This is a genomic window from Sphingomonas sp. PAMC 26617, from assembly GCF_000242835.1.
GTDB lineage: Bacteria > Pseudomonadota > Alphaproteobacteria > Sphingomonadales > Sphingomonadaceae > Sphingomonas.
On record NZ_JH594425.1, the window covers coordinates 3,878,779 to 3,902,783 of the forward strand.

A 24,005-nucleotide genomic window follows, 5' to 3' on the forward strand; every position below is an offset into this window, starting at 1 on the left:
ATGCTCGTTCAGAAATTACCATTGATCGAGAGCATATGCCCCTTCGACGTCGGCCGAAAGCCGCTGAGCTCGAGTTTCTGCGCCACCGTCGGGTCGCTCGCGCGGACGGTCAGCTGTGCAACGAAGCGTCCGTTTTGCCACAATCGCAGGTCGACATGCTCGCTCCCCGACTGGCTCGCGAGCGGAAGCAGCAGCGCGCCCGCATCGCAACGGGCGTTGCCCGAAAGCCCCTGCCCCAGCGCGATTCCGCCGAGATCGCCGCCCAGCACCGCCTTCACGCGGCCGTCCGCCTTGTCGCAATTACCATCACGGTAGCGCACGCTGACGTCGTCGAGGTCGAGCCCGGTCACCGGCAACGGCGCGAACACGTTCCCGGCCGGAAGGCGCGCGGTCATGTCGTCGATTCCGACCGCATGCCGCGACACGCTGACCGCACCGCTGATCGTCCGCGCGCCCGATTCGGCGCCGGGCGTCGCCTGCCCCGTCAGGTCGATTCGCGCGCGCCCAACCGCGAGCGGGAAGGGCGACAGGCGCGCGCCCAGATCGCCAAGCGCGATCTGCCCGACCTGCGCTTCGCGCACTCCGCCGAACCAGACGCTGCCCGTTGCCTCGCGGGCCGCGACTCGACTCGACTCGAGGTCGAACCAGCCGAGCACCAGCCGCAACGGGAGCAAGACGATCAGCGCAAGCACGAAGACCGCGCCGAACAGCGCGATCGGCCCGGTCCTGAGACGAAACCGCGTCATTGTCCGCGCGCCCTAAGCGTCATCTGTGCCCCCACCGTACGGTCGCCATTGTCGGTCGTGGTCAGTTGCTCGACCAGCACGCCCGACGCCTCCAGATCCGCGATCCACCCGGTCAGCGCGCCCGGGCGCGCCGACTGAATCGAGATCGCGACCCGGTCCCCGCCCTGCGGCGTCACGGCGGCCAGCGCGAAGCCCGCGTCATTGGCGCGCGTGCGGATCAGCGTCTCCAGCGGCTCGGCAAGCGGCGCGATCCGTTCCGCCTGTGCCGCCTTGACCGAGTCGATCCGGACCTGCGTCTCGCCCAGCGCGATTACGTCGGTGGCATGCCGCCCGCGTTCGGATTCGAGCACGTCGTTGAGCGGGACGATCAGCAGATAGGCGATCGCGAGGATCGCGATGACCCCGCCCGCAAGCACGAGCCGCTGCTCGCGCTGCGTCCGTGCGCGGTACCACAAGAGCAGGCGTTCGGTCATCGCGGCTTCACCACCAGCTCGCCCGACAGGCGCCCGCCGGTCGAGACCAATTGCCCCTGAGTCGTCGTCTCGAACCCCGCCGCACCGATCCGGCGACGCAGGTCGAGAATCTGTCCCTCATTCTGCAGCCCGACGGTAACGCGCAGCGCGCCCAACGAATCGAACGACAGCGTCCGCAGCTCGGTCCCCGGCGTCGCCTGCACTGCGGCGAAGACGGCGGCAGTCGTCCGGGTGAACCCCTGCCCGCCGCCGCGCAGCCGCTCGAGCCGCGCATCGAGCTGCCGGTCCGCATCGCTCACCGCCTCGCCGCGCGCGAGGCCGGTCCGCGCCAGCAGATCAGTGCGGCGTTCAAGCTCATTGGCGGCAATCGAATATTTGATCAGCAGCACGACCGTGATCAGCACCGTAACCGCCAGGATCGCAGCGCTCAGCCACGCAAGCCGCCGGATCAGCCCCCAGTCGATCCCGATCTTGCGCCGCCGCGCGAAGGCGCCCTGCCGCAGATCGAGCGCCGGAGCCGCCACCGCCGCGACGATCGCCGCCTCGACCTCTCCGCGCGAGAGCACTTCGGGTGCGACCCCGCCGGTGACGAGCTCGGTCAGCCGCGCCTCGTCCGCAAACCCGCTGGTTGCGCCGCGCACGACCCCCTCGCCGCCGAGATCGGCCCGGACATAGCCCGTCTCCGGGCGCGGCAGCAGCATCGGTGCCGGCAGCACTGCGTCCGGATCGACGCCGTTCGCGGCGAGCGTATCGAGCCACGCCTGCATCTGCCCCGCCGCGACCACGCCGATCGGCCGGTCGACCGCACCGCCCTCGCGGCCCACCGCCACGTGTAGCGCGCTGATCGGGGTCGCGCTCGCATCCGCCGCGAGCAACCGCGCCGCAGTCACCGATTGCGCGACCGAGCGATCGGGAAGGTCCGCCCAGTGCAGCGTCACCGCATCCGCCGGCACGACCGCGACATGGCTCCGCCCGTCCTCGACAGCGAGCGTCGGGAACCCGTCGCCCCGCGCCGCGACGACATTGCCGGCGATGTGCAGCCAGCGCCACGGCAGGTCGTGCGCCGGCAGGAAAAGGACTAGCGTGTCGGTCATGGTCGCTCGCCCCATTGCCGCGAGACGAGCCGCGCGGGAAGGGTTGATGCATCGATCAGCCCCGATTGTTCGAGAACGGTCCCGCCCAGCGTCACGTCGACCTTGAGCGTGAACCATCGGGTGGTGATGTCGGTATGGTCCGCCGCATCGGCGGTCGAGCCCTGCACCGCCGCCTGCGCAAGGAATGCGGTGTTGTTCGCAAAACCCGTCGGCGGACGCCGCAGCAGCATCTGCCGCGCGCCCTCGACCGACATCGTGTCGGGGTACAGCATCGCCACCAGGGGGGCCTGTTCGGGGAGCAAAGTATTGACGTTGAGCTTGAACGGCTTGGCCTCGGGCAGGGTGCAGATCCACGGGCGCAGGTTTTCGTAATCGGCGCGAGTCACGCCGCTCACCGCGCGAAGCTCGCTCGGGTCGCTCATCAGCGTGTTGCCGGTGCGATAGCCCTGCCGCCCGCCGCCATAGGACGAATCCTCCGCGCCGCCGTCGAGCGGCGAGTTGTCCGTATCGATCCAGTCGGACGCAGCGGCGGCGATCGCGTCGGGCGAGCGCGCGGATGGATCGACCAGCCGGATCAGCCGCGCGAAGATCAGGCGGCTGGCGGTGTAGGGTGCGAACGACCCGGGGGTGGTCTCGGTCACGAGGCTGTTGAGGTTGAAGCAATTCCCCCCGTCGGTCACGCGCGCGGTGGCGCTGCCGTTGGGGATCGGCAAGGCGAACGGGGTGTCGCTCCAATTGCCCTGAAGCGTCACACGGTCCTTGCTCTTCTGAAGCAGGTCGGTGACCTTGACGACCGCGAGCGTCTCCGCCGCGAGCGAATAGGCGCGCGCCTGGTCGAGCGCGACCGCATTGCCGCCGAGCCGTGTCGCGAGCCGGAGCTTCTCGAGCGCGGTCCCCGCGAGCACCGCGATCACCGCGACGAGCAGCAGCACCGTCAGCAGCGCAGCTCCGCGCTCGCCGGGGGAGCCGGAGTCAGTTGACGCCGACATTGGGCCGCCTCGCATAGCCGGTGCCCACCAGGAACATCTGGCGTGTCTCGATCCCGTTGGTGCGCAGGACGCGCAGCTCGACCGCATCGGGGAGCGGCATCCGGACGCTGCCCGTCCACCGGTCACTCCACGCGCCGCGAATCCGGTAGCGCAGCAGGACCTGCCTGACGCGGGGCACGAGCGCGGTCGGGGGGAGCGGCTGCGCGCCATCGAGCATCGGGTAGGCGACGCGCGCAAGCGCACCGTCGATCACCGCATATTCGACCTTCTGCACCTCCGCGCGTGGGTTGCCGTCGAGATCGCTCCACCCGCCGCGCGCAAAGCGCAGCATCGGGACCGCGGTCGGCCCCGATCCGCCGACGAACGACGGCGTGACCGCCCCACTCTCGTCACGCACCGGCCGGTCGAGCGCCTGCGCGAAATCGGCGGTCATGATCGAGGTAAGCTGGTTCATGCCCGAGACGTCGTCGAGCTTGGCCGCGGTCGCCCCCTGTGCGCGGACCGAGAAGGCGAGCAGCGCCACCCCGGCGGCCGAGAGCAGCCCGAAAATGAGGAGGGAGATCATCACTTCGATGAGGGTGAACCCGGCTTGCGCCGCTCTCGCGCGCGCTTCTACTTCCCCTACTCCCTTCCCTTCCCCGGCGAAGGCCGGGGCCCAGTCGGAAAGGTCGCGGTAATGTAGCGCAGCCCCCGCCATGCCCGGCCCGCTACTGGGCCCCGGCCTTCGCCGGGGAAGCATACCTTGGGTAAGAGGACGTCCAAAATTCACGGCCGCGTCGCCCCATCACGCACGACCGTCAGATGCCCCGCGCGCCGCCCGCCCGGATCCAGCACCGTCACGTCGATCCGCAAGATCCGTGCGTCCCCGGTCGGCTGGACCACCCGGGTCCACGCCCACGACCGCCCGCCATTCTGCTCGATCCCGCTCGCCGCGCCGATCGTCGGCGCACGTCCATCCGTCATCGCGGTATAGGCGACGTTGCGCGCGACGATCTGCGCCATCAGCGTCGTATCCAGCGTCGTCGCCCCGCGGATCGTTGCGCCCTCCAGCCGGATCAGCGCGAGTGCTGCGAGGCTGAAGACCGCAAGCGCGACCATCATCTCGATCAGCGTGAAGCCGCGCTCGTCCGGGCGCATCCGGTCAGGCACCGATCTTGACCCGCCCGTCATTGCCGATCCGCACCGTCAGGTTTTCGGTCGACCGGTGGAGCACGACGTCCAGCGGCCGATCCGCGCTGCCGGTCGAATCAAACAGGATCCGGTCGCGCCCGCCCGATGCCGGGACCGCCTCGGTCCCCTTGCTCCAGCGCGTGACACGAAGCGGCTTCTCGCTCATCGCGACCCACGCGCCGTCGCGCCGCGCATCGAAGCCATAGCCCCCCGCCGACACCCACACGCTCACCGGCCGCGCTGTGACGACCGCAAGGTCATGCGCCGCCCGCGCCCGCGCCGCGAATTGCGCCCCCTCGTCGCGCAGCCGTCCGCGCGGATCGGGGAGCGCCAGCACGACCACGGCGCTCGCCAGCCCGATGATCGTAATCACGATCATCAACTCGATCAGGGTAAACCCCTGCGCGCCATCAAAGCGGTTACTGCCAGCTACCGATATCGGCATTAACGCCCTCGCCGCCTTCCTTCTTGTCGGCGCCAAGCGTCCAGACGTCCGCCTCACCGTGCTGGCCGGGGGCGGCATACAGATAGGCCTTGCCCCACGGGTCGAGCGGCAGCTTCTTGATATAACCGCCACGCTGATACTTGCTCGCATCCGCATCGGCGGGCGCGCTGACCAGCGCCTGCAACCCATCCGAGGTCGACGGATAGGCGTCGTTCTGGAGCTTGTAGAGATCGAGCGCGCCCTCGATCTGCGCGATGTCGGCCTTCGCCTTGGTGATCTTGCCCTTGTCGCCCAGCGGCAGGACATTGTACGTCACGATCGCGGCGAGCAGCCCGAGGATGACGATCACGACCATCAGCTCGATCAGCGTAAACCCCTGTTCCGACGAGCGAACACGGCGGTTTAGGGCGGGGGTTGGGGTAATATCCGTCATAACAAACCTCATTGTCCGGCAAGCGTGTTGAGCTGCAGGATCGGCAACAGGATGGATAGCACGATCGTCGCGACCACGCCCCCCATCAGGACGATGATGATCGGTTCGAGCAACGACAAAGCGGTCGTCGTGAACCGGTCGAATTCGCGCTCGAGATAGTCCGCTGCGCGCTCGAGCATGTCGTCGAGCTGGCCCGCGGTTTCGCCGGATGCCGCGAGATAGGTCAGCAGCGGCGGGAACACGCCCGTCCGCCGCATCGCCGCCGACAGGCTGCCGCCGCCACGGATCGCCTCGACGATCTCGTCCGAGGCCGCCTTGAGCCGCAGGTTGCGGATCGTGCCGCCGGTGAGCGCCAGGCCCTCGAGCAGCGGCAGGCGGCTCGCCACCATGGTCGCGAGCGTCCGCGCCATCCGCGCGGCGTGGAGATCGCGGAACAGCCGCCCGATCAGCGGGACCCGCAGGATCCACGTATCGAAGCGCAGCTTGACCGCGGGGTTCTTGAGTGCGCGCCAGAAGCCGATCCCGCCGAGCACGATCGCGAGCAGCAACGCCCACCAGTAGCTGACCATGAAGTTAGAGATGCCCATCACGATCCGCGTCAGCAGCGGCAATTGCTGGCCGACCGTATCGAATTGCTCGACCACCTGCGGCACGACGAACACCATCAGCGCGGTGACGACCGCCATCGCGACGACCGCGAGCACCGAGGGATACGCCAGCGTGGTGATGATCTGCCCGTTGATTTCGGCCTGGCGTTCCAGCAGCACCGAGAGCCGTTCTAGGATAACGGGCAACGACCCCGAGGTCTCGCCCGCCGACACCATCGCGCGGTACAGCGCGGGGAAGCTTTTCGCCTCACGCGCCATCGCCTCGTGGAGCCGGCGTCCCTCGACCACCCCCGCATGGACCGAATCGACGATCGCGCGGACATGCTCCTGCTCGGTCTGGCGCGAGATCGTGCGGAGCGACTGTTCGAGCGGCGACACCCGGTTGAGCGTCGCGAGTTGGCGCGTGAACAGCGTCAGCTGTTTGGTGCTCATCTTGGAGCTGCCGAGCCGGAAATCGGAAAACAACGGCTTGCCGCGCGTCGTGGCGGACGGACGGCCCGAGCCCGGCTCGACCTTGACGACATAGAGCTTGCGCCGGTCGAGCAGCACACGCGCCTCCTCGATCGACGGCGCGGCAACCTGCCCGCGCGCCTCGCGGCCCTTCGTATCGATCGCAAGATAATCGAAGTCAGGCATTTGGACACCCGAGACGGATCGCCCTCACATCCGTTCGTTTCGAGCGAAGTCGAGAAACCTGCGCTGGTGCCGGGTTTCTCGACGTCGCTCGAAACGAACGGTGGGAGGGATGCCCCTCACTCACCAGCCACCTCCGGCAACGGCATCGGCGCTTCCGCATCCGCCATGTCGCGCCGCGAGATGCGCACTGCTTCCTCAGGCGTCGTCTTGCCGTCGCGGACCAGCGCGCGGGCCGCACTCCCGAGATTGGGCGAGTGCAGGAAGGCGTGCCGCGCGATGATCGATTCATCCCCACCGTCGTTGATCAGCCGCCGCACGGTATCGTCGATTCGGATCGCCTCATACACGCCGATCCGGCCCTTGAACCCAGTCCCCTGGCAATTCTCGCACCCGACCGCCTCATAGACGATCGCGCCCGAATCGAACCCGAGCAGCGCCGAGACCGACCCCGTCGCTTGCACCGGCCGCCGGCAATGTTCGCACAACCGCCGCACCAGCCGCTGCGCGATCACGGCGCGGAGCGTGGACGCAAGCAGGAACGGCTCGACCTTCATGTCGCGCATTCTCGTGATCGCGCCGACCGCGTCGTTGGTGTGGACCGTCGACAGCACGAGATGCCCGGTCAGCGAGGCCTGCACCGCGATCTCGGCGGTCTCGCGGTCGCGGATTTCGCCGACCATCACGACATCGGGATCCTGCCGCAGGATCGCGCGCAGCCCCGCCGCGAAGGTCAGCCCGACCTTGGCGTTGACTTGCGTCTGCCCGACACCCTCCATCGCGTACTCGACCGGATCCTCGACCGTCAGGATATTGCGGCTGCCGTCGTTGAGCAGCCGCATCGACGCATAGAGCGTCGTCGTCTTGCCCGAGCCGGTCGGTCCGGTGACGAGGATGATCCCGTTCGGCTCGGTAATCGCTTCCTTAAGCAACAGGTTGATCGCAGGCGTCATCCCGAGCACGTCGAGCGTGATCCCGGCATTCTCCTTGTCGAGGATACGCAGCACCACGCGCTCGCCCGCACGGCTCGGCAGCGTGGACACGCGGACGTCAAGCAGCTTGCCCCCCAGCGTCAGCCCGATCCGGCCATCCTGCGGCACGCGCCGCTCGGCGATGTCGAGCCGCGCCATCACCTTGATCCGGCTGACGATGACGGGGGCGACATGCGGCGGCATCCTGAGGGTCTCGCGCAGCACGCCGTCGATCCGCATGCGGACGACGAGGCCGGTCTCATAGGGTTCGACGTGGATGTCCGAGACGCCGTTGCGCGCGGCGTCCGCGATGATGCCGTTGATCAGCCGGATCGCGGGCGCATCGTCCGCGGTGTCGAGCAGGTCGTCCGCGGTCGGCAGGTCGCTTGCGAGCACATCGAGCTCATCGCCAAGGCCGAGCGTTCCCGCCGCCATCGCCGCCGCCTGCCCGTCCATCGCATAGGCTTCGGACAGCAGGCGGTCGAATTCGGTCGGGGTGACGAAGCCGACGTCGAACGGACGCGCGAGGTGACGGCGCAGTTCGAGCAGCACCTTGGGGTCGGAGCCCTCGCGCATCGCGATCGCGAAATGGCTGTCGGTGCCGGGGGCGAGCACGACGCCGAACCGGCGCGCGAAGGCGTAGGGAATGGTGACGGGAAGAGCGATTTCGGCAGTCAAAAGCCCCTCCCCTTCAGGGGAGGGGTTGGGGGTGGGGGGTGTCTCACCGAGAGCGAGCTCTGCTGGACTGCCCCACCCCAACCCCTCCCCTGAAGGGGAGGGGCTATTAAGAAGCGGATCCCCACCCATCACTTGTCCCTGCGCCGAATGATCGTGGTCGTGTTCCGCTGCACCGGCACAGCGATCCGCGGATCGTCGACATTGCCCAGCACCGGTGCGCTCGGGATCGGCGGGGCCGCACCCAGATAGTCGCGCACGAGCTGATCAATCGACGGCTCGGCCTCCGAGTCCTGCAACCCCTGCTGGAGCCGCAGATACCCGTAGCGTTGCTCGGTTAGCCGACGGCTGTCCTCCGCCGTGCGCAGGATCGTCGGGCGGATGAAGATCATCAGATTGGTCTTGGTCCGCGACTTCGCCTTCGAGCGGAACAGGTTGCCCAGCCCCGGAATGTCGCCGAGCAGCGGGATCTTCTCGATCGTCCGCCGCTCGTTGTCGTCGAGCAACCCACTGATGACCGCGATATCGCCGTCGTCGACGGTGCGGACCGTCTCGACCTCGCGCTTGTTGAGGATGAGGTCGCTGTTGCTGCTCGACACCGGCCCCGCGATCGAGCTGACCTCGAGCCGCAGGTTGAGCTTGACCGTTCCGCTCGAATTGACCTGGGGGCGCACGGTCAGCTCGATCCCGACGTTCTCGCGCTGCGTGGTCTGGAACGCATTGTCGAAATTGTTCGACAGCGCCTTGCCCGTGGTGATCGGAATTTCCTGCCCGACAAGGCTGTGCGCCTCCTGATTGTCGAGCATCACGAGATGTGGGACCTGAAGCAGGTTGGACGTCGTGTCGCTCTTCACCGCATTGATGATCGACGCGAAGATCGTATCGCCGATCTTGCCGGTGAAGCCGCCGAACCCGCCGCTCGCGCCGAGGATCGAACTCAGCGCGGATTGTGCGAGCGTGTCGCTGGTCGCGCTGTTGGTGCTGGTGGTGACGGTTCCGCCGTTGATCGTCGTGGTCGTCGTGTTGAGCTGCCGCGCGCCGACCGCGCCTGCGATCGTCAGCAGGCTGGGGGCGGTGTTCTGGAAGCTCGACGCCGCGAAGACGCCGCCCTTCAGATTGGCGATCGCGAATTGCGCGCCAAGCTGGCTCGCGACCTGATCCGACACTTCGGCGACGATCGCCTCGACCAGAACCTGCTCGCGCCGCGTGTCGAGCTGCCGCACGACCTCGGACAATTGCCGCTGCACTTCGGCCGGGGCGGCGATGACGATCGCGTTCGCGCCGACGAAGCGCGTCACGACCGCGGCGGTGCGCCCGCCCTGCGCGGTGATCGCGGCCTGGCTCGGCGTGCCGCCTGGCGCGCTGGTGTCCTGCTGGACCGCGGGGGTATTGGCCTGGCGCTGGACCGAATTGTTGCCGTTGCTGCCGGTCTGGGTGTTATTGCCGAAATTGGATTGCGGCAATTGCTGGTTGGTGATCGGCGACGGCGTCTGCCCGACGAGTTGCTGCAGCACCGGGAGCAACTGCTCGGCATCGGCATTCTCGAGGAACAGGACCTTGATCTCGGTTCCGTTCTTCGCGCGCCGGTCGAGATCCTCGGCGACCGCCGCGAGCCGCGCGACCGTCGTCGCGTCCCCGCTGATCGCGACCGAGTTCGAGCTTTGTACCGCGACCACGCTGGTGCCGTTGGCACTTGGCGCCGCCGCCCCGCCGCCTGCACTCGCGCCCGCGCCACCCCCACCGCCGCCGCTCTGTCCGGCCAGCGACTGCAGCGCAGTCGCGATCTCGCGCGCACCGGCATTCTTGAGTGCGACGATCCGCGTCGTCGCGGTGTTGGTGTCGATCCGCCGCAACACCTCGCGCACGCGGCGAACGTTGTCCGCGAAATCGACGATCACCAGGCTGTTGCCGCCGCGGTTCGCGCTGACGGTGCCTTGCGGCGACACCAGCCCGCGCACCGTATCCACCGCCGACTGCGCGTCGACCGAGCGCAACCGGACGATTTCGGTGACGAAGCTGTTGCTTGCCGCCCCGCGCGAGCCGACGCGGCTCGGCTGCGATGCCGCGCTGTCGAGCGGCTGGATCCGGAAGCTGCCGTTGGTGGTCGGCACCGCGACCAGCCCGTTGGCGCGCAGCGTGGAGAGGAAGATCTCGAAATATTGCGACTTGCTGACCGGATGATCGGTGACGACGGTCACCTTTCCCTGGACGCGCGCGTCGATGATGAAGGTGCGCCCGGTCACCCGCGCGGCATCCGCGATGAACGCGCGGATGTCCGCATCGCGCACGTTCATCGTCTGCTGCGCGGTCGCCGTGCCCGCGCAGGCAAGCGCAAGCGCCGACGCCAGAACGGGCCGGAGAATCAGTCTTTTCATTGGCCCGCAATCGTAAAGGTAAGGGGAACGACCTGTCCGCCGCGCTCGACCGACAGGGCAATGGGGCCGCCACGCGCCAGTTGCGGCGCGAGCCGGTCGATATCGGCCTGCCCGCTGACCGGACGCCCGCCGACCTGGGTCACGATATCGCCGTCGCGAAGCCCCGCCGCGCGGAACGCCGCGCCCGAACCTTGCGAGCGCACCGTCAGCCCGCTGACCTTGCCGCCGTCGATCCGCGGGATGAAGCCGATGTCGCTGCGTACCTGCGCGGCGGTGATGCCTTGCGTGGGTCCCGGGATCGCCGCGGGCGGACCGGCGGGTGGTGGCGCGCCACCGCCCCCCATCAGCGGCGCGCCGGGCGGCGGGACCGCGGGTGCCGGGGCCTGCTCGGCCTGGGTGATGAACAGATCCTCGGCGCGTCCGCCGCGCTCGATCGAGACATGGTCGAACGCTACCGACTTCAGGATCACGCCCGGCGAGATTTCCTGCCCGACGCCGATGCTCTGCTGGATCCCGTCAGCACCCGCAATGATCGCCGAGCCCCCGCCCTGCGCTTCGTCGATCCGCGTGCCGTACAGCGTGAGTTGCAAGGTCGTCACGACCGCGGGCCCCGCCGCATCGCCGCCGCTGGTGCGGAAGAACGGATCGAACCCGCGCAAAATTGCCTGCGGCGAACCGGGGATCGCGCCCTGCTCGGGCCGCCACACGCCGACCGGACCGACCGGGGTGATCACCGCATAGACGAGACGCGCGCTCTGGACGGCAAGGACCGCGATCAGCGCGAGCTCGATCCCGGTGTACACCGTCGTGACGGGAAGGCGCCGCAGCAACGCCCGCGCCCGCGCATCCAAAACCAACCGCATGCGGACATCTTCCCCGTTCAAAGCCCTGCTAGGCGGCGCGTGTTACAGTCCGGTATCATAGCTGTGAACCTCATATGACACGGCGCGAAGCTGGAAAACAGCGGCAGATTTTGGCAGGAAAGCATTATGATGGAACCGTTCGACGCCATGTCTGCCAACTACGGATCGGGGCTGCCCGCGGACGCAATGGTCACGTGGCTTGCGGCGCAGCCGGGCGTCCAGCGTGTCCCCAGCGCGAAGGTTACGCTGTTCATCCGGCGCAACTTTCTCGACGCTGCAACCTGCACCGCGCTGTGCGCGTCGGTCGATGCGACGCGGCGTCCCTCGACCCTGTCGGATACGAACGGCGACGCGAGCTTTCGCACCAGCGAGACCGGCGAGCTCGACCCGCTCGACCCGCTGACGATCGACCTGAACGCGCGGATCAGCGCGCTGACCGGGCTCGATCCGATCTATGGCGAACCGATCCAGGGGCAACGCTATGCCGTGGGTCAGGAATTCAAGCAGCATACCGATTATTTCGAGCCGAGCGGCGTGGACTACGACCGATTTTGCACCGTCGCTGGCAACCGCACGTGGACCGTGATGATCTACCTCAACGAACCCGAGGCGGGCGGCGCCACGCGTTTCAAGGCGATCGACAAGATCGTCCAGCCCGAGACCGGCAAGCTGCTCGCGTGGAACAACCGCCGCCCCGACGGCACGCTCAACCCTGCGACGCTCCATCACGGGATGAAGGTTCGCGCGGGCACCAAATACGTCATCACCAAATGGTTTCGCGAACGTCGCTGGGGCTGGTGACTCGCGTCAAGCCACAACGCAAAAACCCGCAGCACCAGGGGATGCCGCGGGCTTCATGAGATGGTGGGCGCGGCAGGGATTGAACCTGCGACCCCACCCGTGTGAAGGGTGTGCTCTACCACTGAGCTACGCGCCCGCTGCCTGGCATCCGGATCGGAGCCTGGCGAAACGGAACGGGGCAGCGCGATGCCGCCCCAATGCCGCGTCCTTAATCCGGTCGCGCCCCGCTTTGCAAGCGGCGCGCGCGCAGAAAGTGGACGAAAATCAGTTGACCGAGTCCTTCAGGCCCTTGCCGGCCTTGAACTTCGGCTGCGACGATGCCTTGATCGTCATCGGCTCGCCGGTACGGGGGTTGCGACCGGTCGATGCCTTGCGCTTGCTGACCGAGAACGTACCGAACCCGACGAGACGCACTTCATCGCCTGCCTTGAGCGCTGCCGAGACCGCGTCGAACACGGCTTCTACCGCCTTGCTCGCATCCCCCTTCGTCAGCCCCGAGGTATCCGCTACCGTCGCGATCAATTCTTGCTTGTTCATCGCCATTAAACCCCCGTTTACCAATAGAAATCTGATTCCCAGCCAGCCGGCCGGTGGCGCAGTAAGGCGGGTACGGGGGGGGCTGTCAAAGCAAAAAGCAGCAACCCCGCCCCGAAACCGGCGCGGACTGGTCGTTCAGATGCGCAAAAGCATCAGTGATGGACTTCTCCACCAACCGGCGGGATTCCTGCCGGTGGCTGTGCCGCGAGATCGTCCGCTTCACTCCATTCGATTGCCTCGAGCGGCCCGGTCAATGCCAGACGCAACACTTCGTCGACATGGGACACCGGGATGATCTTGAGGCCGTTCAGGATGTTGGCTGGAATTTCTGCCAAGTCCTTCTCGTTTTCCTGCGGGATCAGGACGGTGGTGATCCCGCCACGCAGCGCCGCGAGCAGCTTCTCCTTGAGCCCGCCGATCGGCAGGACGCGACCACGCAACGTGACCTCGCCCGTCATCGCGATGTCGCGTCGCACCGGTACGCCGGTCAGCGTCGAAATAATCGCGGTGACGATCCCGATCCCCGCCGACGGACCATCCTTCGGCACCGCGCCTTCGGGCAGATGGATGTGGACGTCCTTCCGCGCGAACAGGCTCGGCTTGATTCCGTAGGAGGGCGAGCGCGCCTTGATGAAGCTGAAGGCGGTCTCGATCGACTCCTTCATCACGTCACCGAGCTTGCCGGTGATCTTGGCAACGCCGCGACCCGGCACGGTGACGCTCTCGATCGTGAGCAACTCGCCGCCGACCTCGGTCCACGCGAGACCGGTGACCGCACCGATCTGGTTTTCCTCTTCGCCGAGGCCGTGACGATACTTCTTCACGCCCGCGAAATCGGACAGATTCTCCGCGGTGATCGTGATCGCGGTGTCCTTGTTCTCGAGGATCCGGCGCAGCGCCTTGCGCGCAAGCTTGGCGATCTCGCGCTCGAGCGTGCGGACGCCCGCCTCGCGCGTATAGTATTGGATCAGCGCGCGCAGGCCTTCGGTGGTCAGCGTGAACTCACCCGCCTTCAGACCGTGCGCCTCGATCTGCTTGGCGATCAGGTGCCGCTCGGCGATCTCGACCTTCTCGTCCTCGGTATACCCCTCGAGCCGGATGATCTCCATCCGGTCGAGCAGCGCCTGCGGCAAGTTTAGCGAGTTGGCGGTCGTCACGAACATGATGTCCGACAGGTCGACGTCGATTTCGAGATAATGATCCTGGAACTTGCCGTTCTGTTCGGGGTCGAGCACCTCGAGCAGCGCGGACGCCGGATCGCCACGGAAATCCTGGCCGAGCTTGTCGATCTCGTCGAGCAGGAACAGCGGGTTGCTGGTCCCGGCCTTCTTGAGGTTGGTGACGATCTTGCCCGGCAGCGAGCCGATGTACGTGCGGCGATGCCCGCGAATCTCGGCTTCGTCGCGCACGCCGCCCAGCGACTGGCGGATGAACTCGCGCCCCGTCGCCTTGGCGATCGACTTGCCGAGCGACGTCTTGCCGACGCCGGGAGGCCCGACGAGGCACAGGATCGGTCCCTTCAGCTTGTTGGTGCGCGCCTGCACCGCGAGATATTCGATGATCCGGTCCTTGACCTTCTCGAGCGCATAATGGTCCTCGTCGAGTACCGCCTGCGCCGCCGAAATGTCCTTGCGGATCTTCGACTTCTTGCCCCACGGCAGGCCGAGCAGCACGTCGAGGTAATTGCGCACGACGGTCGCTTCCGCCGACATCGGGGCCATCGTCTTGAGCTTCTTGAGCTCCGACGTTGCCTTGGTGCGCGCTTCCTTGGACAGCTTCATCGTGGCGATCTTCTGGGTCAGCTCGGCGATCTCGTCGCCCTCGCCTTCCTCGCCCTCGTTGCCGAGCTCGCGCTGGATCGCCTTCAACTGTTCGTTGAGGTAATATTCGCGCTGGGTCTTCTCCATCTGGCGCTTGACCCGCGACTTGATCTTCTTCTCGACCTGCAGGACGCCGAGTTCGCCTTCCATAAAGGCGAACACCATCTCGAGTCGCTTCGCCGGATCCCGCTCGACGAGCAGCGCCTGCTTGTCGCTGACCTTGACCTGGATGTTCGCGGCGACCGCGTCGGCGAGCTTGCTCGCATCCTCGATTTCGCCGAGCTGGACCGCGGTCTCGGCGGGAAGCTTGCGGTTGAGCTTGGCGTAATTCTCGAACTGATCGACGACCGAGCGCATCAGCGCGGACACCTCGGTGTTCGGCGCGACCGGTTCGGCCGAGTCGTCGTCTTCGGCTTCGAGCAGGTCGACCTGCGCGGCGAGATAGCCGTCACGCTCGGCGAGGTCCGACAAGGAGGCACGGCGCTTGCCCTCGACCAGCACGCGAACGGTGCCGTCGGGAAGCTTGAGCAACTGGAGCACGGTCGCGGTGACGCCGATGTCGTACAGGTCGTCGCGCGCAGGATCGTCCTGCGCGGGGTCGAGCTGGGCAACGAGGAAGATCTCCTTGTCGCCCGCCATCGCGGCCTCGAGCGCGGCAACCGACTTGTCGCGCCCGACGAACAGCGGAACGATCATGCTCGGGAACACGACGATGTCGCGCAGCGGCAGGACGGGATAGGAATGCGGGGCAGAAGCTTGCGTCATGAATACTCCGGGTCCGCGCCATTCAAGCGCGTTCTCCCTTTATATGGGGTGAATGGCGTTGCCATCAATCGTTCCGCGATTTTGGTCGATAGTTGGAATGCCGTGCCGGGCGGAAAGCCGCGAGAGACCGTCCGATGCGGTGCCGCGTCATCCGCTCCCCTGCCCGCTCGTTCATTCCGCGCGCTGTAGAGGCCCGCACTGTGCCAGGTTTCCCGGCCTTTAGAATGGAACGGAGAGGAGTGGACGCGCGACGAAATCTCTATATCGTGTTATATAACGTGGTATAGAAAGGCCACGCCATGTCATCCGATATCCTGCAGGACCTTGGCGCCATCTTCCTCGGCAGCCGTCTCAAGCGGCTCGGCGAACGCATGCAGGCCGGGGCGGCGCGGATCCTCGCCGACGCGGGACTCGGCGTGCAACCAACCCATATGCCGCTGCTCGCAGGGCTTGAGAACGGTCCCCTGACGATCGGCCAGCTCGTCCAGGCGGTCGGCGCGAGCCAGCCCGGGGTGACGCGCGGCGTCGCGCAACTCGTCGACCTAGGGCTCGTCCAGACCGAGCCCGGGAGCGACCAGCGCCAGCGGACGATCTCGCTGACCCCCGCCGGGGTCGCCGCGATGACGCGCGCGCGGCTGCTGGTCTGGCCGCGCGTCGAGGCGGCGGTCGACGTCCTGTGCGGTGGCGAGGCCGATGCGTTCCTCGCGCGAATCACCGCGATCGAGGCAGCGCTCGCCGCCACGCCGCTTGATGTGCTCGCCGCGCAGGCCAATCCGCAAACCCTTCGGATCCGGGAATATGCCGATGATCTCGCGACCACGTTCCGCGATATCAACGCCGAGTGGATCACCACCATGTTCCGCCTCGAGGACACCGACCGCGCGGTGCTCGACAACCCGCGTGCGAAGATCCTCGATCCCGGTGGGACCATCCTGTTCGTCGAGGCGCGCGGGCTTGGCATCGTCGGCACGTCCGCGCTTCAGAAAACCGGCGACACCGGGTTCGAGCTGACCAAGATGGGGGTGCGCGAGAGCGCGCGGGGCCTGAAGGCTGGCGAATTCCTGCTGACCGCGATGATCGCGCGCGCACAGGCGATGGGGGCCGACCCCCTGTACCTGCTCACCAGCACGAAATGCGCGGCGGCGGTGCATCTGTACGAGAAGCTCGGGTTTCGACACGACGCGGAGATCATGCGCGATTACGGCGCGCGCTATGCCCGGTGCGACGTCGCGATGCGCTACGCTCCCGGCGGTGCAGCGGCGTAACGCTCGGGCTACTCTGCCACGCATGCGAAGATCAGGTGCGATCCCGAGGATTTACGCCTAACACGGTCGCGCAAGGGTTTGGTGGAGCGGTTCCGGAATGATGGTGTCTCGCGTTGCGTTGCTGCTGGCCGGCCTGTCGCTGACCGCAGCAGCCCTCCCGCAGAAGGGCGAGCCGCCGATCACCGCGCAAACGCAGAAGTCGGGCGGCGCAATCGATCCCGACCAGGCGAAGCTGACCTTCGCGGCGGCCGACCTCGCGTTCGAAATCCTGCCCGAAACCCAGTCGCTGCGCGGGATCGCCACGCTCGATTTCGCGGCCCGCGCGCCCCTCGCGCGGCTCATCGTCGATCTCGATCGCAACCTGCCGGTCGAGTCGATCGCGATCGACGGGACCGACCTCCACCCCGACGCCTGGACCAACCCCGAGGGCCAGTTGCGGATCACCCTGCCGCACACCGTCCCCGCCGGCCGGCACGTAATCGCGCGGATCGTCTATAGCGGGCAGCCCCACGTCGCGGTCAAAGCGCCGTGGGATTCGGGGATGGTCTGGTCGAAGACCCCCGACGGCGCGACCTGGTTCGCCACGACCGCCGAGGGGATCGGCTGCGACCTGTTCTGGCCGTGCCTCGACTTCCCGACCGGCAAACCCGGCGTCGTCACGCTGCACATCACCGTCCCCCACGGGCTCAAGGCTCCGTCGAACGGCGTGCTTCTCGGGGTCGACACGCTCGCCGACGGGCGCACCCGCTGGAACTGGCGGGTCAAGCGACCGACCACCTACGGCATCGCGCTCAACGTCGGGCCGTACGAACAGCTCTCGGGCAGCTACAAGAGCCGCTTCGGCAACACGATCCCACTCTTTTACTGGTATCTCCCCGGCGAGGACGCACAGGCGCGCGCGCTCTTCGCCGAATTCGCGCCGACGCTCGACTTCTTCGAAAGCCAGATCGGCCCCTATCCGTTCGGCGACGAGAAGGTCGGCGTCGTGGAAACCCCGCACAAGGGCATGGAGCATCAGACGATCAACGCCTATGGCAACGGCTATGCCAAGGCCCCCGAGGGGTTCGACTGGCTGTTCCAACACGAATTCGCGCACGAATGGTTCGGCAACCAGCTCACCGCCGCCGACTGGGACGATTACTGGCTGCACGAGGGCTATGCCGAATATATGCAGCCCCTCTATGGCCGCTGGCGCGAGGGTGACGCTCGCTACGCAGTGATGATGGACGATCAGCGCAACAAGATCGCCAACCTCCGCCCGATCGTCTCGGGGAGCGTCCGCACCGAGGAACAGGTGTATGAGATCGCCAAGGGCGGTCCGGGCCAGGACATTTATTACAAGGGCGCGTGGATGCTCCACACGCTGCGCGGGTTGATCGGCGACCGCGCGTTTCGCGACGTGACTCGCCTCGCGGTCTACGGGCGGCTCGATCCGCGGCCGGGCAATTTCGTGCCGCGCTATGGCACCACCGCCGAATTCGAACGGATCGTCCGGCGCGTGACGGGCAAGGACTATGGCTGGTTCTTCGACGTCTATCTCCGCCACGCCGCGTTGCCCGACCTGATCGAGACTCGCACGCCGACTCGACTGTCGGTCCACTGGAATGCACCGGGCGGACGCCCCTTCCCCTTGCCGGTCGAGGTACAGATCGGCGGCCGGGTCGTGCGTCTGCCGATGTCCGCCGGGTTCGGCAGTGTCGCGGTCGCGCCCGGAACGCATGTCGTGGTCGATCCCGCCGCCCGCCTGCTCCGTCGCTCGATCGCGGTCGAGCAATATCAGGCTTGGCGCGATGACCAGGCGCGCAAGCGAGCCGCGACGACCGCCAAGGATTGACCCTACCGGTTCCCATGGAGACCTTCATGCGTTTTGCCCCCGTCCCCGTTGCGCTTCCCGGCCTTGTTGCGCTGAGCGTGGGTCTTCTGGCGTTCCTGTACGTGTTGCTGCTGGCGCGCGCGCGGGGACGCCGTGCGCCGCGCAGCGCGGATAGCGGACGTCGCAACGCGTCGCTCGGATGGATCCTCGTCCAGGGTTTCGGGATCGCGGTGGCCGGGCTTGGACCGATCGTAACCACGCGCGGCTCGGTGTCGCCGCTCGCGCTGGCGAGCGCTGCGGTCGTCCTGCTCCTGATGCTCGCGGCGGCGGCGCTGTTCGATTCCGCCTCGCGGACGATGGGGCGCAACTGGGCGCTCGTCGCGCGGACGCGCGGCGACGGCACGCTGGTCGAGACCGGACCCTTCGCGTATGTCCGCAACCCGATCTACGCCGCGCTGCTGCTCATCCTGCTGGCGCTGGCGCTCGCCTGCGGGCATTTCGCCAATCTGGTCGTCGCGCTCCCGGTCTTCGCGCTCGGCACCGCGATGCGGATCCGGCATGAGGAGGCGGTGCTGCGTGCGGCGTTCGGCGCGGCCTATGATCGCTATGCCGCGCGCGTGAAGCGGTTCGTGCCGGGCGTCTTCTGAAGCGATCGCCACGTGGCCGCCGGCATTGCCTAGCCCGCCACCGCCGGCACCGAGCCGGGCACCTTCGGCGTCACCGGCACCAGTTCGTACAGGTCGAGCAGCGCGCCGTTGCCCGCGCGCGTCATGACCATTCGCCAACGGAACGCCGAGACGCGTTCGACCACCGCCGCCACGTTGAGCGCAGGGTTCGCGCCGTATGCGGGCGCCGCACCACCCCGCACCGGCAGGAACGCGCCGAGAAAGACCGCGCGGGTATCATTATGGTCGAACAGCCAGCCGCGCGGCTGGCTCACGCCGCTCTGCTTGTTGAACGCGACCCCATCGGCCGTGGCGACGACTGTGCAGAAATCCGGCTTGGCCGTCGCAAACCCCGCATGCCCGCCAAACCGCACCAGACGACAATAATAGAGCCCCGGCGGCAAGTCCGGCTTTGGAAGCGCAATCGCAGGATCGACCAGCGGGCCTTCCGCCGCATAAGCGCCGCGCATCCGCCGCGGCACCGCCGCCCGCGCGCGACTCCACGTCGTATCGAGCTGATCGATCGCCGCCCGGTCGACCGGCGTGAGACGCATATGCCAGTCAGTGGGAATGTCCGGTTGGGTTGCAACGGCGAGCCGGGGGTGCGGCGCACACCCCCCGAGCGCCACGCCAGCGAAGAGCAGCATCGTGATGATGCGCATGACCGTCTACTCCGGGCAACAGGACCGAACCTTGGCCGAAAGGCAGGTATACGCCCGGTAACCGTCGCTGGTTAACGAATGGTGAATTTCGCACACAAAAAAAGGGCGCCGATCGCTCGGCGCCCTTTTCGATCCGGATGAGGGAGCGCTGTTACGCCGCCCCCGCCCCGGCCTTTTCCTTCTTGGCATAGACGCGGATCGGCTCCTTGCGGCCGTCGATCACGTCCTTGTCGATCATCACCTCGTCGACGCCGTCCATCCCGGGCAGATCGAACATGGTGTCGAGCAAGATGCCCTCGAGGATCGAGCGAAGCCCGCGCGCCCCGGTCTTGCGATCTATCGCCTTCTTGGCGACCTGCACCAGCGCCTCGTCGGTGAAGCCGAGCTTGACCGTCTCCATGTCGAACAGCTTCTGATACTGCTTCACCAAAGCGTTCTTCGGCTCGGTCAGGATCGTCACCAGCGCCGGCACGTCGAGATCCTCGAGCGTCGCGATCACCGGCAAACGACCGACGAACTCGGGGATGAGCCCGAACTTGAGCAGATCCTCGGGCTCGACCGCCTTGAGCGTCTCGCCGGTCCGGCGTTCCTCGGGGCTTGCGACATAGGCACCGAAGCCGATCGACTTGCCCTGCAGACGATCCCCGATGATCTTCTCGATGCCGCTGAACGCGCCACCGCAGATGAACAGGATGTTCGTCGTGTCGACCTGCAGGAACTCCTGCTGCGGATGCTTGCGGCCCCCCTGCGGCGGAACGCTCGCGGTGGTGCCTTCCATCAGCTTGAGCAGCGCCTGCTGGACGCCCTCGCCCGACACGTCGCGCGTAATCGACGGATTCTCGGCCTTGCGGCTGATCTTGTCGATCTCGTCGATGTACACGATCCCGCGCTGCGCCCGCTCGACGTTATAGTCGGACGCCTGAAGCAGCTTGAGGATGATGTTCTCGACATCCTCGCCGACGTAACCGGCTTCGGTCAGCGTCGTCGCATCGGCCATCGTGAACGGCACGTCGAGGATGCGCGCGAGCGTCTGCGCGAGCAGCGTCTTGCCGCAACCGGTCGGGCCCATCAGCAGGATGTTCGACTTCGCAAGCTCGACATCCGCGCCCTTCTGGCCGTGGTTGAGGCGCTTGTAGTGGTTGTGCACCGCCACCGAGAGCACGCGCTTGGCGCGCTTCTGGCCGATGACATAATCATCGAGCACGTCGCAGATTTCCTGCGGCGTCGGAACGCCGCCATCCTTCTTGCTCACCAGCGCGGACTTCGTCTCCTCGCGGATGATGTCGTTGCACAGTTCGACGCATTCATCGCAGATGAAAACGGTAGGGCCCGCAATCAGTTTGCGGACTTCGTGCTGCGATTTGCCGCAGAACGAGCAATAAAGCGTGCTCTTGGAGTCGCCGCCGGTCATCTTTGGCATTTAGTCCATCCTTGGCAGCCCTTGGGGCGCACTACTGCGAGGGTCCATCCTAGACCGCCCCCGCGCGATCCGACAATCACCAAAATCGTCTCAAGATCGGTGTGCCGGGCTGAACCGTAGACGCCCGGCACTGAATATACGGTGAATTTACGATATTTACGAAATTATGCGGAGGTCAGCGCGGGCGGCGTGGTCGAGTCGTCGGGCAATGCGGGACGCTTGTCGAACACCTGGTCGACCAGACCGAACTCCTTGGCCTCATGCGCCTCGAGGAACGTATCACGATCCATCGCACGCTCGATCTCCTCGATCGGCTTGCCGGTGTACTGGGCGTAGAGCGCATTCATCCGGTTCTTGATCCGCTGGATTTCCTTCGCCTGGATCTGGATGTCGCTCGCCATGCCCTGCGCCCCGCCCGACGGCTGGTGGATCATAATTCGCGCGTTCGTCAGCGCGACGCGCATGCCGGGCTCGCCCGCTGCGAGCAGGAAGCTGCCCATCGAAGCGGCCTGGCCCATGCAGACAGTGCCGACACGCGGCCGGATGTACTGCATCGTGTCATGGATCGCCATGCCCGCCGTGACGACGCCGCCCGGCGAGTTGATGTACATGAAGATGTCCTTCTTCGGATTCTCCGATTCCAGGAACAGCAACTGGGCGCTGATCACCGAGGCCATATGGTCCTCGACGCCGCCCGTGATGAAGATGATGCGTTCGCGCAGCAGCCGCGAATAAATGTCGAAGCTGCGCTCGCCGCGATTGGATTGCTCGATGACGATCGGGACGAGGCCGCCCTGCGGGGAGGTCGTCAGCCCGGCGCCGTGAATGGGGGCCAGGAAGTCACCGGTGTCGAACGGATTGCGCATGATGAGTCTTGAAATCCTTTATGCCCCGAAGAGGCACCATACATCGGCGCTGGCGGAAACGAGTTCAAGCCCCGTCACGGATCACGCGGCGATCAGGGACCAGCAAACCCCCGCCCCGTTGGATCTTCCTCGCCGCACCCGCATCGTCGCCTGCCCGGCTTCGAGACCGCGTTCGGGGAGGGCAGCGATTGCTTGCTCGCATGCGCGGCATGCTTTACCCGCACCTGCGACCCCGCATTCCGGAACAACAGTTCACCAGCCCAACCCGCCCAGTATGCGCCACCCGCCACGTCGCCCTGAGCGATCCCGGCAAAGACACATCAGCAGGATTGCATGACGCGCTGTGAAATAACCCGGTTACGGCCCGCTCAATATCTCTTGCTTCTTGCAAGTATGATGTTCCTTTGGCCGGGGATCGTCAATAACGGCCCCTTTTACTTCAGCGATACGACCGCTTATGTTCGCGGTGTCGACGCGGCGGTTTATCATGCGACCGGAATTTCCAGCGAGTGGACGTCCAAGGCTGCAAAGCCTGCTACCGCGACACCCGCCGCAAGACCCGTCATCGCAGCCGCACGACCACCCGTCCCAACCAAGCCAGTCCTGCTAGGACGGTCAGCCTACTACGGCATCATCCTGTATTTAGGGGTATTCTTACACAGCTTCTGGGCGGTCCTGCTGGTGCAGGCGCTCATTGCAACGTCGATCCTGATCATCTTGCTGCGTCATTTCGTCGATCCGGGCGAGGGTCGACACTTCGCGATCGTGACTGTCGGCGGTCTTGCGCTGCTTTCGGTAACGCCGCTTCCGTTCTTCGTCTGCCTGCTCATGCCCGACCTTTTCAGCGGAATCACGATTGTCGCCGCGGCCGTGGTTCTGTTCGGATGGAAGCGGGAGCGACCGTTGGTGCGCGGCTATCTCGTGGCGATCTTGGCCCTGGCCGCGCTGGCACATTCGTCGAACGTGCTGTTGCTCGGCAGCCTAGGCCTCGCCTTCGCGGCCTGGACCCTGCTGCGAACGCAACGCAGGCCCGCAGGGATCGCACGCTTGCTGCCCCCCGCCATCCTGCTCGGGTGCGCGCTGATCGGCCTTGCCGGTGAAAGTGCTTTCACCGCCGCGATCACGCGAATCACCGGCCAGGCCCCGATCCGCCCCCCCTTCCTGACCGCGCGCTTTGTCGACGACGGCCCGGGAACCGCCTATCTCCGCGCGAACTGTGGTCACTCCGACTTGGCGCTCTGCAAATTCGTCGACCGGCTTCCCGTTCCAAGCGATGGCTTCCTGTGGGATCCGGACCCCAGGACGGGCGTGTTCATGACCGTCCCACCGGAACAGCAGCGCCTTCTCGCCGCCGAGCAGTTCCCGTTCGTGCTTGCCAGCGTTCGGAACGCCCCCGTGGCAACCGCGGCGATGCTGGTGCGCGACTTCGCGACGCAGATCGGCAAGGGCGGGCTTTCCGAGTTTTATTACAACCGCGAGCAACAGCGCTATTTCGAAGTGAAGCTGCCGGCGGCGGTGTTTGCCGAGGTGCGTCAGTCCCCGGCGTATCGCGGCACGATCCCGCTTGCCCCGTTCGAAACGATCTCGCTGCTATTGTCGATCGGCGCGGCGGCGATCCTGATCTCGTCCTGGCTTCCCCGATCACCCCTTGCACCCTGGTCGGGCTACGCCACGACCGCCCTCGGGGGTGTGCTGGTCAACGATCTGGTCTGCGGCTGTCTCTCCACGCCGCATGATCGCTACCAGATGCGCGTCATATGGGTGCTTCCGGCCGTCGCCGCAGCGATTCTGATCGCGCGTTGGGCAGACGCCGGAGCAGTCCGCACGCCCGCTCCGATCGATTCCACCAAAGCCTGAGACCGTTTGTTGGCAACGTGGAGCCGCCCGTCGCAAACCCGACGGACGGGTCGGCATCG

At 66.6% G+C, this 24,005-nt stretch carries 22 protein-coding genes and 1 tRNA gene; 5 read left to right on the plus strand and 18 right to left on the minus strand.

Going from position 1 to position 24,005, the window contains the following annotated elements; all coding sequences use genetic code 11:
* Positions 1 to 8: 8 nt before the first annotated feature.
* The 12 genes from RH91_RS17150 to RH91_RS17205 form a co-directional block, all read right to left on the minus strand.
* Complete coding sequence (locus tag RH91_RS17150; RefSeq protein WP_010164272.1) at positions 9 to 746, minus strand: type II secretion system protein N; 738 nt, start codon at positions 744 to 746, stop codon at positions 9 to 11.
* Positions 743 to 1,219 (minus strand): type II secretion system protein GspM, encoded by a 477-nt coding sequence (gene gspM, locus RH91_RS17155; protein ID WP_010164273.1) that lies wholly within the window; start codon positions 1,217 to 1,219, stop codon positions 743 to 745. Before gspM ends, RH91_RS17150 begins: the two co-directional genes overlap by 4 nt.
* Positions 1,216 to 2,313, minus strand: coding sequence for a type II secretion system protein GspL (gene gspL / locus RH91_RS17160; protein WP_010164275.1), 1,098 nt, complete (start codon positions 2,311 to 2,313; stop codon positions 1,216 to 1,218). The genes gspM and gspL overlap by 4 nt, the downstream gene beginning before the upstream one ends.
* On the minus strand, positions 2,310 to 3,302 hold the full coding sequence (gene gspK / locus RH91_RS17165) for a type II secretion system minor pseudopilin GspK (protein ID WP_029624030.1): 993 nt from the start codon (positions 3,300 to 3,302) through the stop codon (positions 2,310 to 2,312). Before gspK ends, gspL begins: the two co-directional genes overlap by 4 nt.
* Complete coding sequence (gene gspJ / locus RH91_RS17170) at positions 3,286 to 4,041, minus strand: type II secretion system minor pseudopilin GspJ (protein ID WP_332306622.1); 756 nt, start codon at positions 4,039 to 4,041, stop codon at positions 3,286 to 3,288. The genes gspK and gspJ overlap by 17 nt, the downstream gene beginning before the upstream one ends.
* A 26-nt stretch (positions 4,042 to 4,067) precedes the next feature.
* Positions 4,068 to 4,439, minus strand: a complete 372-nt coding sequence (gene gspI / locus RH91_RS17175) for a type II secretion system minor pseudopilin GspI (RefSeq protein ID WP_010164278.1) — start codon at positions 4,437 to 4,439, stop codon at positions 4,068 to 4,070.
* Positions 4,440 to 4,443: 4 nt separating this feature from the next.
* Positions 4,444 to 4,917 carry a GspH/FimT family pseudopilin gene (locus RH91_RS17180; RefSeq protein ID WP_029624033.1) on the minus strand — a complete coding sequence of 158 codons (474 nt, stop codon included), beginning with the start codon at positions 4,915 to 4,917 and terminating at the stop codon, positions 4,444 to 4,446.
* On the minus strand, positions 4,892 to 5,350 hold the full coding sequence (gene gspG, locus RH91_RS17185) for a type II secretion system major pseudopilin GspG (protein ID WP_081469561.1): 459 nt from the start codon (positions 5,348 to 5,350) through the stop codon (positions 4,892 to 4,894). Before gspG ends, RH91_RS17180 begins: the two co-directional genes overlap by 26 nt.
* Positions 5,351 to 5,358: 8 nt before the next feature.
* Positions 5,359 to 6,594, minus strand: coding sequence for a type II secretion system inner membrane protein GspF (gene gspF / locus RH91_RS17190; protein ID WP_010164281.1), 1,236 nt, complete (start codon positions 6,592 to 6,594; stop codon positions 5,359 to 5,361).
* Positions 6,595 to 6,710: 116 nt separating this feature from the next.
* The gene (locus RH91_RS17195; RefSeq protein ID WP_010164283.1) at positions 6,711 to 8,240 is read right to left on the minus strand and encodes a GspE/PulE family protein; all 1,530 of its coding nucleotides are present in this window, start codon (positions 8,238 to 8,240) and stop codon (positions 6,711 to 6,713) included.
* Positions 8,241 to 8,368: 128 nt separating this feature from the next.
* A complete protein-coding gene (gene gspD, locus RH91_RS17200) occupies positions 8,369 to 10,612 on the minus strand; it encodes a type II secretion system secretin GspD (protein WP_010164284.1) in 2,244 nt (747 codons plus the stop codon).
* The gene (locus RH91_RS17205; protein WP_010164285.1) at positions 10,609 to 11,475 is read right to left on the minus strand and encodes a type II secretion system protein N; all 867 of its coding nucleotides are present in this window, start codon (positions 11,473 to 11,475) and stop codon (positions 10,609 to 10,611) included. Before RH91_RS17205 ends, gspD begins: the two co-directional genes overlap by 4 nt.
* A 126-nt stretch (positions 11,476 to 11,601) precedes the next feature.
* On the opposite strand from RH91_RS17205, the gene RH91_RS17210 reads away from it, so the two are divergent.
* Positions 11,602 to 12,276, plus strand: a complete 675-nt coding sequence (locus RH91_RS17210; protein ID WP_029624034.1) for a prolyl hydroxylase family protein — start codon at positions 11,602 to 11,604, stop codon at positions 12,274 to 12,276.
* 61 nt (positions 12,277 to 12,337) lie between these two features.
* Here RH91_RS17210 and RH91_RS17215 read toward each other — a convergent pair.
* The 3 genes from RH91_RS17215 to lon all read right to left on the minus strand — a co-directional run bounded on the left by RH91_RS17215 (position 12,338) and on the right by lon (position 15,398).
* Positions 12,338 to 12,412 (minus strand) — tRNA-Val (locus RH91_RS17215).
* Positions 12,413 to 12,540: 128 nt separating this feature from the next.
* Entirely contained in the window at positions 12,541 to 12,813 is a 273-nt protein-coding gene (locus tag RH91_RS17220) for an HU family DNA-binding protein (protein WP_010164287.1), read from the minus strand.
* A gap of 152 nt (positions 12,814 to 12,965) precedes the next feature.
* Positions 12,966 to 15,398, minus strand: coding sequence for an endopeptidase La (gene lon / locus RH91_RS17225; RefSeq protein ID WP_010164288.1), 2,433 nt, complete (start codon positions 15,396 to 15,398; stop codon positions 12,966 to 12,968).
* 299 nt (positions 15,399 to 15,697) lie between these two features.
* Here lon and RH91_RS17230 point away from each other — a divergent pair, with 299 nt between their 5' ends.
* The 3 genes from RH91_RS17230 (at position 15,698) to RH91_RS17240 (ending at position 19,123) form a co-directional block, all read left to right on the plus strand.
* The gene (locus RH91_RS17230) at positions 15,698 to 16,663 is read left to right on the plus strand and encodes a bifunctional helix-turn-helix transcriptional regulator/GNAT family N-acetyltransferase (protein ID WP_010164289.1); all 966 of its coding nucleotides are present in this window, start codon (positions 15,698 to 15,700) and stop codon (positions 16,661 to 16,663) included.
* 97 nt (positions 16,664 to 16,760) lie between these two features.
* Positions 16,761 to 18,497 (plus strand): M1 family metallopeptidase, encoded by a 1,737-nt coding sequence (locus tag RH91_RS17235; protein WP_010164292.1) that lies wholly within the window; start codon positions 16,761 to 16,763, stop codon positions 18,495 to 18,497.
* Between the two features lie 26 nt (positions 18,498 to 18,523).
* Complete coding sequence (locus RH91_RS17240; RefSeq protein ID WP_232283544.1) at positions 18,524 to 19,123, plus strand: methyltransferase family protein; 600 nt, start codon at positions 18,524 to 18,526, stop codon at positions 19,121 to 19,123.
* A 29-nt stretch (positions 19,124 to 19,152) separates the two neighbouring features.
* Here RH91_RS17240 and RH91_RS17245 read toward each other — a convergent pair whose 3' ends face one another.
* The 3 genes from RH91_RS17245 to RH91_RS17255 form a co-directional block, all read right to left on the minus strand.
* The gene (locus RH91_RS17245; protein WP_232283545.1) at positions 19,153 to 19,695 is read right to left on the minus strand and encodes a DUF4893 domain-containing protein; all 543 of its coding nucleotides are present in this window, start codon (positions 19,693 to 19,695) and stop codon (positions 19,153 to 19,155) included.
* A gap of 259 nt (positions 19,696 to 19,954) precedes the next feature.
* Complete coding sequence (gene clpX, locus RH91_RS17250) at positions 19,955 to 21,223, minus strand: ATP-dependent Clp protease ATP-binding subunit ClpX (protein WP_010164295.1); 1,269 nt, start codon at positions 21,221 to 21,223, stop codon at positions 19,955 to 19,957.
* Positions 21,224 to 21,387: 164 nt separating this feature from the next.
* Positions 21,388 to 22,089: an ATP-dependent Clp protease proteolytic subunit gene (locus tag RH91_RS17255; RefSeq protein WP_010164296.1), complete on the minus strand. Its 702-nt coding sequence runs from the start codon at positions 22,087 to 22,089 to the stop codon at positions 21,388 to 21,390.
* A 393-nt stretch (positions 22,090 to 22,482) separates the two neighbouring features.
* On the opposite strand from RH91_RS17255, the gene RH91_RS17260 reads away from it, so the two are divergent.
* Complete coding sequence (locus RH91_RS17260; protein WP_010164297.1) at positions 22,483 to 23,946, plus strand: hypothetical protein; 1,464 nt, start codon at positions 22,483 to 22,485, stop codon at positions 23,944 to 23,946.
* Positions 23,947 to 24,005: the final 59 nt, after the last annotated feature.

Excerpts from the sequence above, each read along its gene's own strand:
- gspI (WP_010164278.1), bottom strand. The coding sequence starts at position 4,439 with ATGCGCCCGGACGAGCGCGGCTTCACGCTGATCGAGATGATGGTCGCG.
- RH91_RS17255 (WP_010164296.1), bottom strand. The coding sequence starts at position 22,089 with ATGCGCAATCCGTTCGACACCGGTGACTTCCTGGCCCCCATTCACGGC.
- RH91_RS17205 (WP_010164285.1), bottom strand. The coding sequence starts at position 11,475 with ATGCGGTTGGTTTTGGATGCGCGGGCGCGGGCGTTGCTGCGGCGCCTT.
- gspK (WP_029624030.1), bottom strand. The coding sequence starts at position 3,302 with ATGTCGGCGTCAACTGACTCCGGCTCCCCCGGCGAGCGCGGAGCTGCG.
- gspF (WP_010164281.1), bottom strand. The coding sequence starts at position 6,594 with ATGCCTGACTTCGATTATCTTGCGATCGATACGAAGGGCCGCGAGGCG.
- clpX (WP_010164295.1), bottom strand. The coding sequence starts at position 21,223 with ATGCCAAAGATGACCGGCGGCGACTCCAAGAGCACGCTTTATTGCTCG.
- RH91_RS17180 (WP_029624033.1), bottom strand. The coding sequence starts at position 4,917 with ATGCCGATATCGGTAGCTGGCAGTAACCGCTTTGATGGCGCGCAGGGG.
- RH91_RS17245 (WP_232283545.1), bottom strand. The coding sequence starts at position 19,695 with ATGCGTCTCACGCCGGTCGACCGGGCGGCGATCGATCAGCTCGATACG.
- gspM (WP_010164273.1), bottom strand. The coding sequence starts at position 1,219 with ATGACCGAACGCCTGCTCTTGTGGTACCGCGCACGGACGCAGCGCGAG.
- RH91_RS17260 (WP_010164297.1), top strand. The coding sequence starts at position 22,483 with ATGATGTTCCTTTGGCCGGGGATCGTCAATAACGGCCCCTTTTACTTC.
- RH91_RS17210 (WP_029624034.1), top strand. The coding sequence starts at position 11,602 with ATGATGGAACCGTTCGACGCCATGTCTGCCAACTACGGATCGGGGCTG.
- RH91_RS17220 (WP_010164287.1), bottom strand. The coding sequence starts at position 12,813 with ATGAACAAGCAAGAATTGATCGCGACGGTAGCGGATACCTCGGGGCTG.
- gspG (WP_081469561.1), bottom strand. The coding sequence starts at position 5,350 with ATGACGGATATTACCCCAACCCCCGCCCTAAACCGCCGTGTTCGCTCG.
- RH91_RS17235 (WP_010164292.1), top strand. The coding sequence starts at position 16,761 with ATGATGGTGTCTCGCGTTGCGTTGCTGCTGGCCGGCCTGTCGCTGACC.
- gspL (WP_010164275.1), bottom strand. The coding sequence starts at position 2,313 with ATGACCGACACGCTAGTCCTTTTCCTGCCGGCGCACGACCTGCCGTGG.
- lon (WP_010164288.1), bottom strand. The coding sequence starts at position 15,398 with ATGACGCAAGCTTCTGCCCCGCATTCCTATCCCGTCCTGCCGCTGCGC.
- RH91_RS17150 (WP_010164272.1), bottom strand. The coding sequence starts at position 746 with ATGACGCGGTTTCGTCTCAGGACCGGGCCGATCGCGCTGTTCGGCGCG.
- RH91_RS17240 (WP_232283544.1), top strand. The coding sequence starts at position 18,524 with ATGCGTTTTGCCCCCGTCCCCGTTGCGCTTCCCGGCCTTGTTGCGCTG.
- gspD (WP_010164284.1), bottom strand. The coding sequence starts at position 10,612 with ATGAAAAGACTGATTCTCCGGCCCGTTCTGGCGTCGGCGCTTGCGCTT.
- RH91_RS17230 (WP_010164289.1), top strand. The coding sequence starts at position 15,698 with ATGTCATCCGATATCCTGCAGGACCTTGGCGCCATCTTCCTCGGCAGC.
- gspJ (WP_332306622.1), bottom strand. The coding sequence starts at position 4,041 with ATGCTTCCCCGGCGAAGGCCGGGGCCCAGTAGCGGGCCGGGCATGGCG.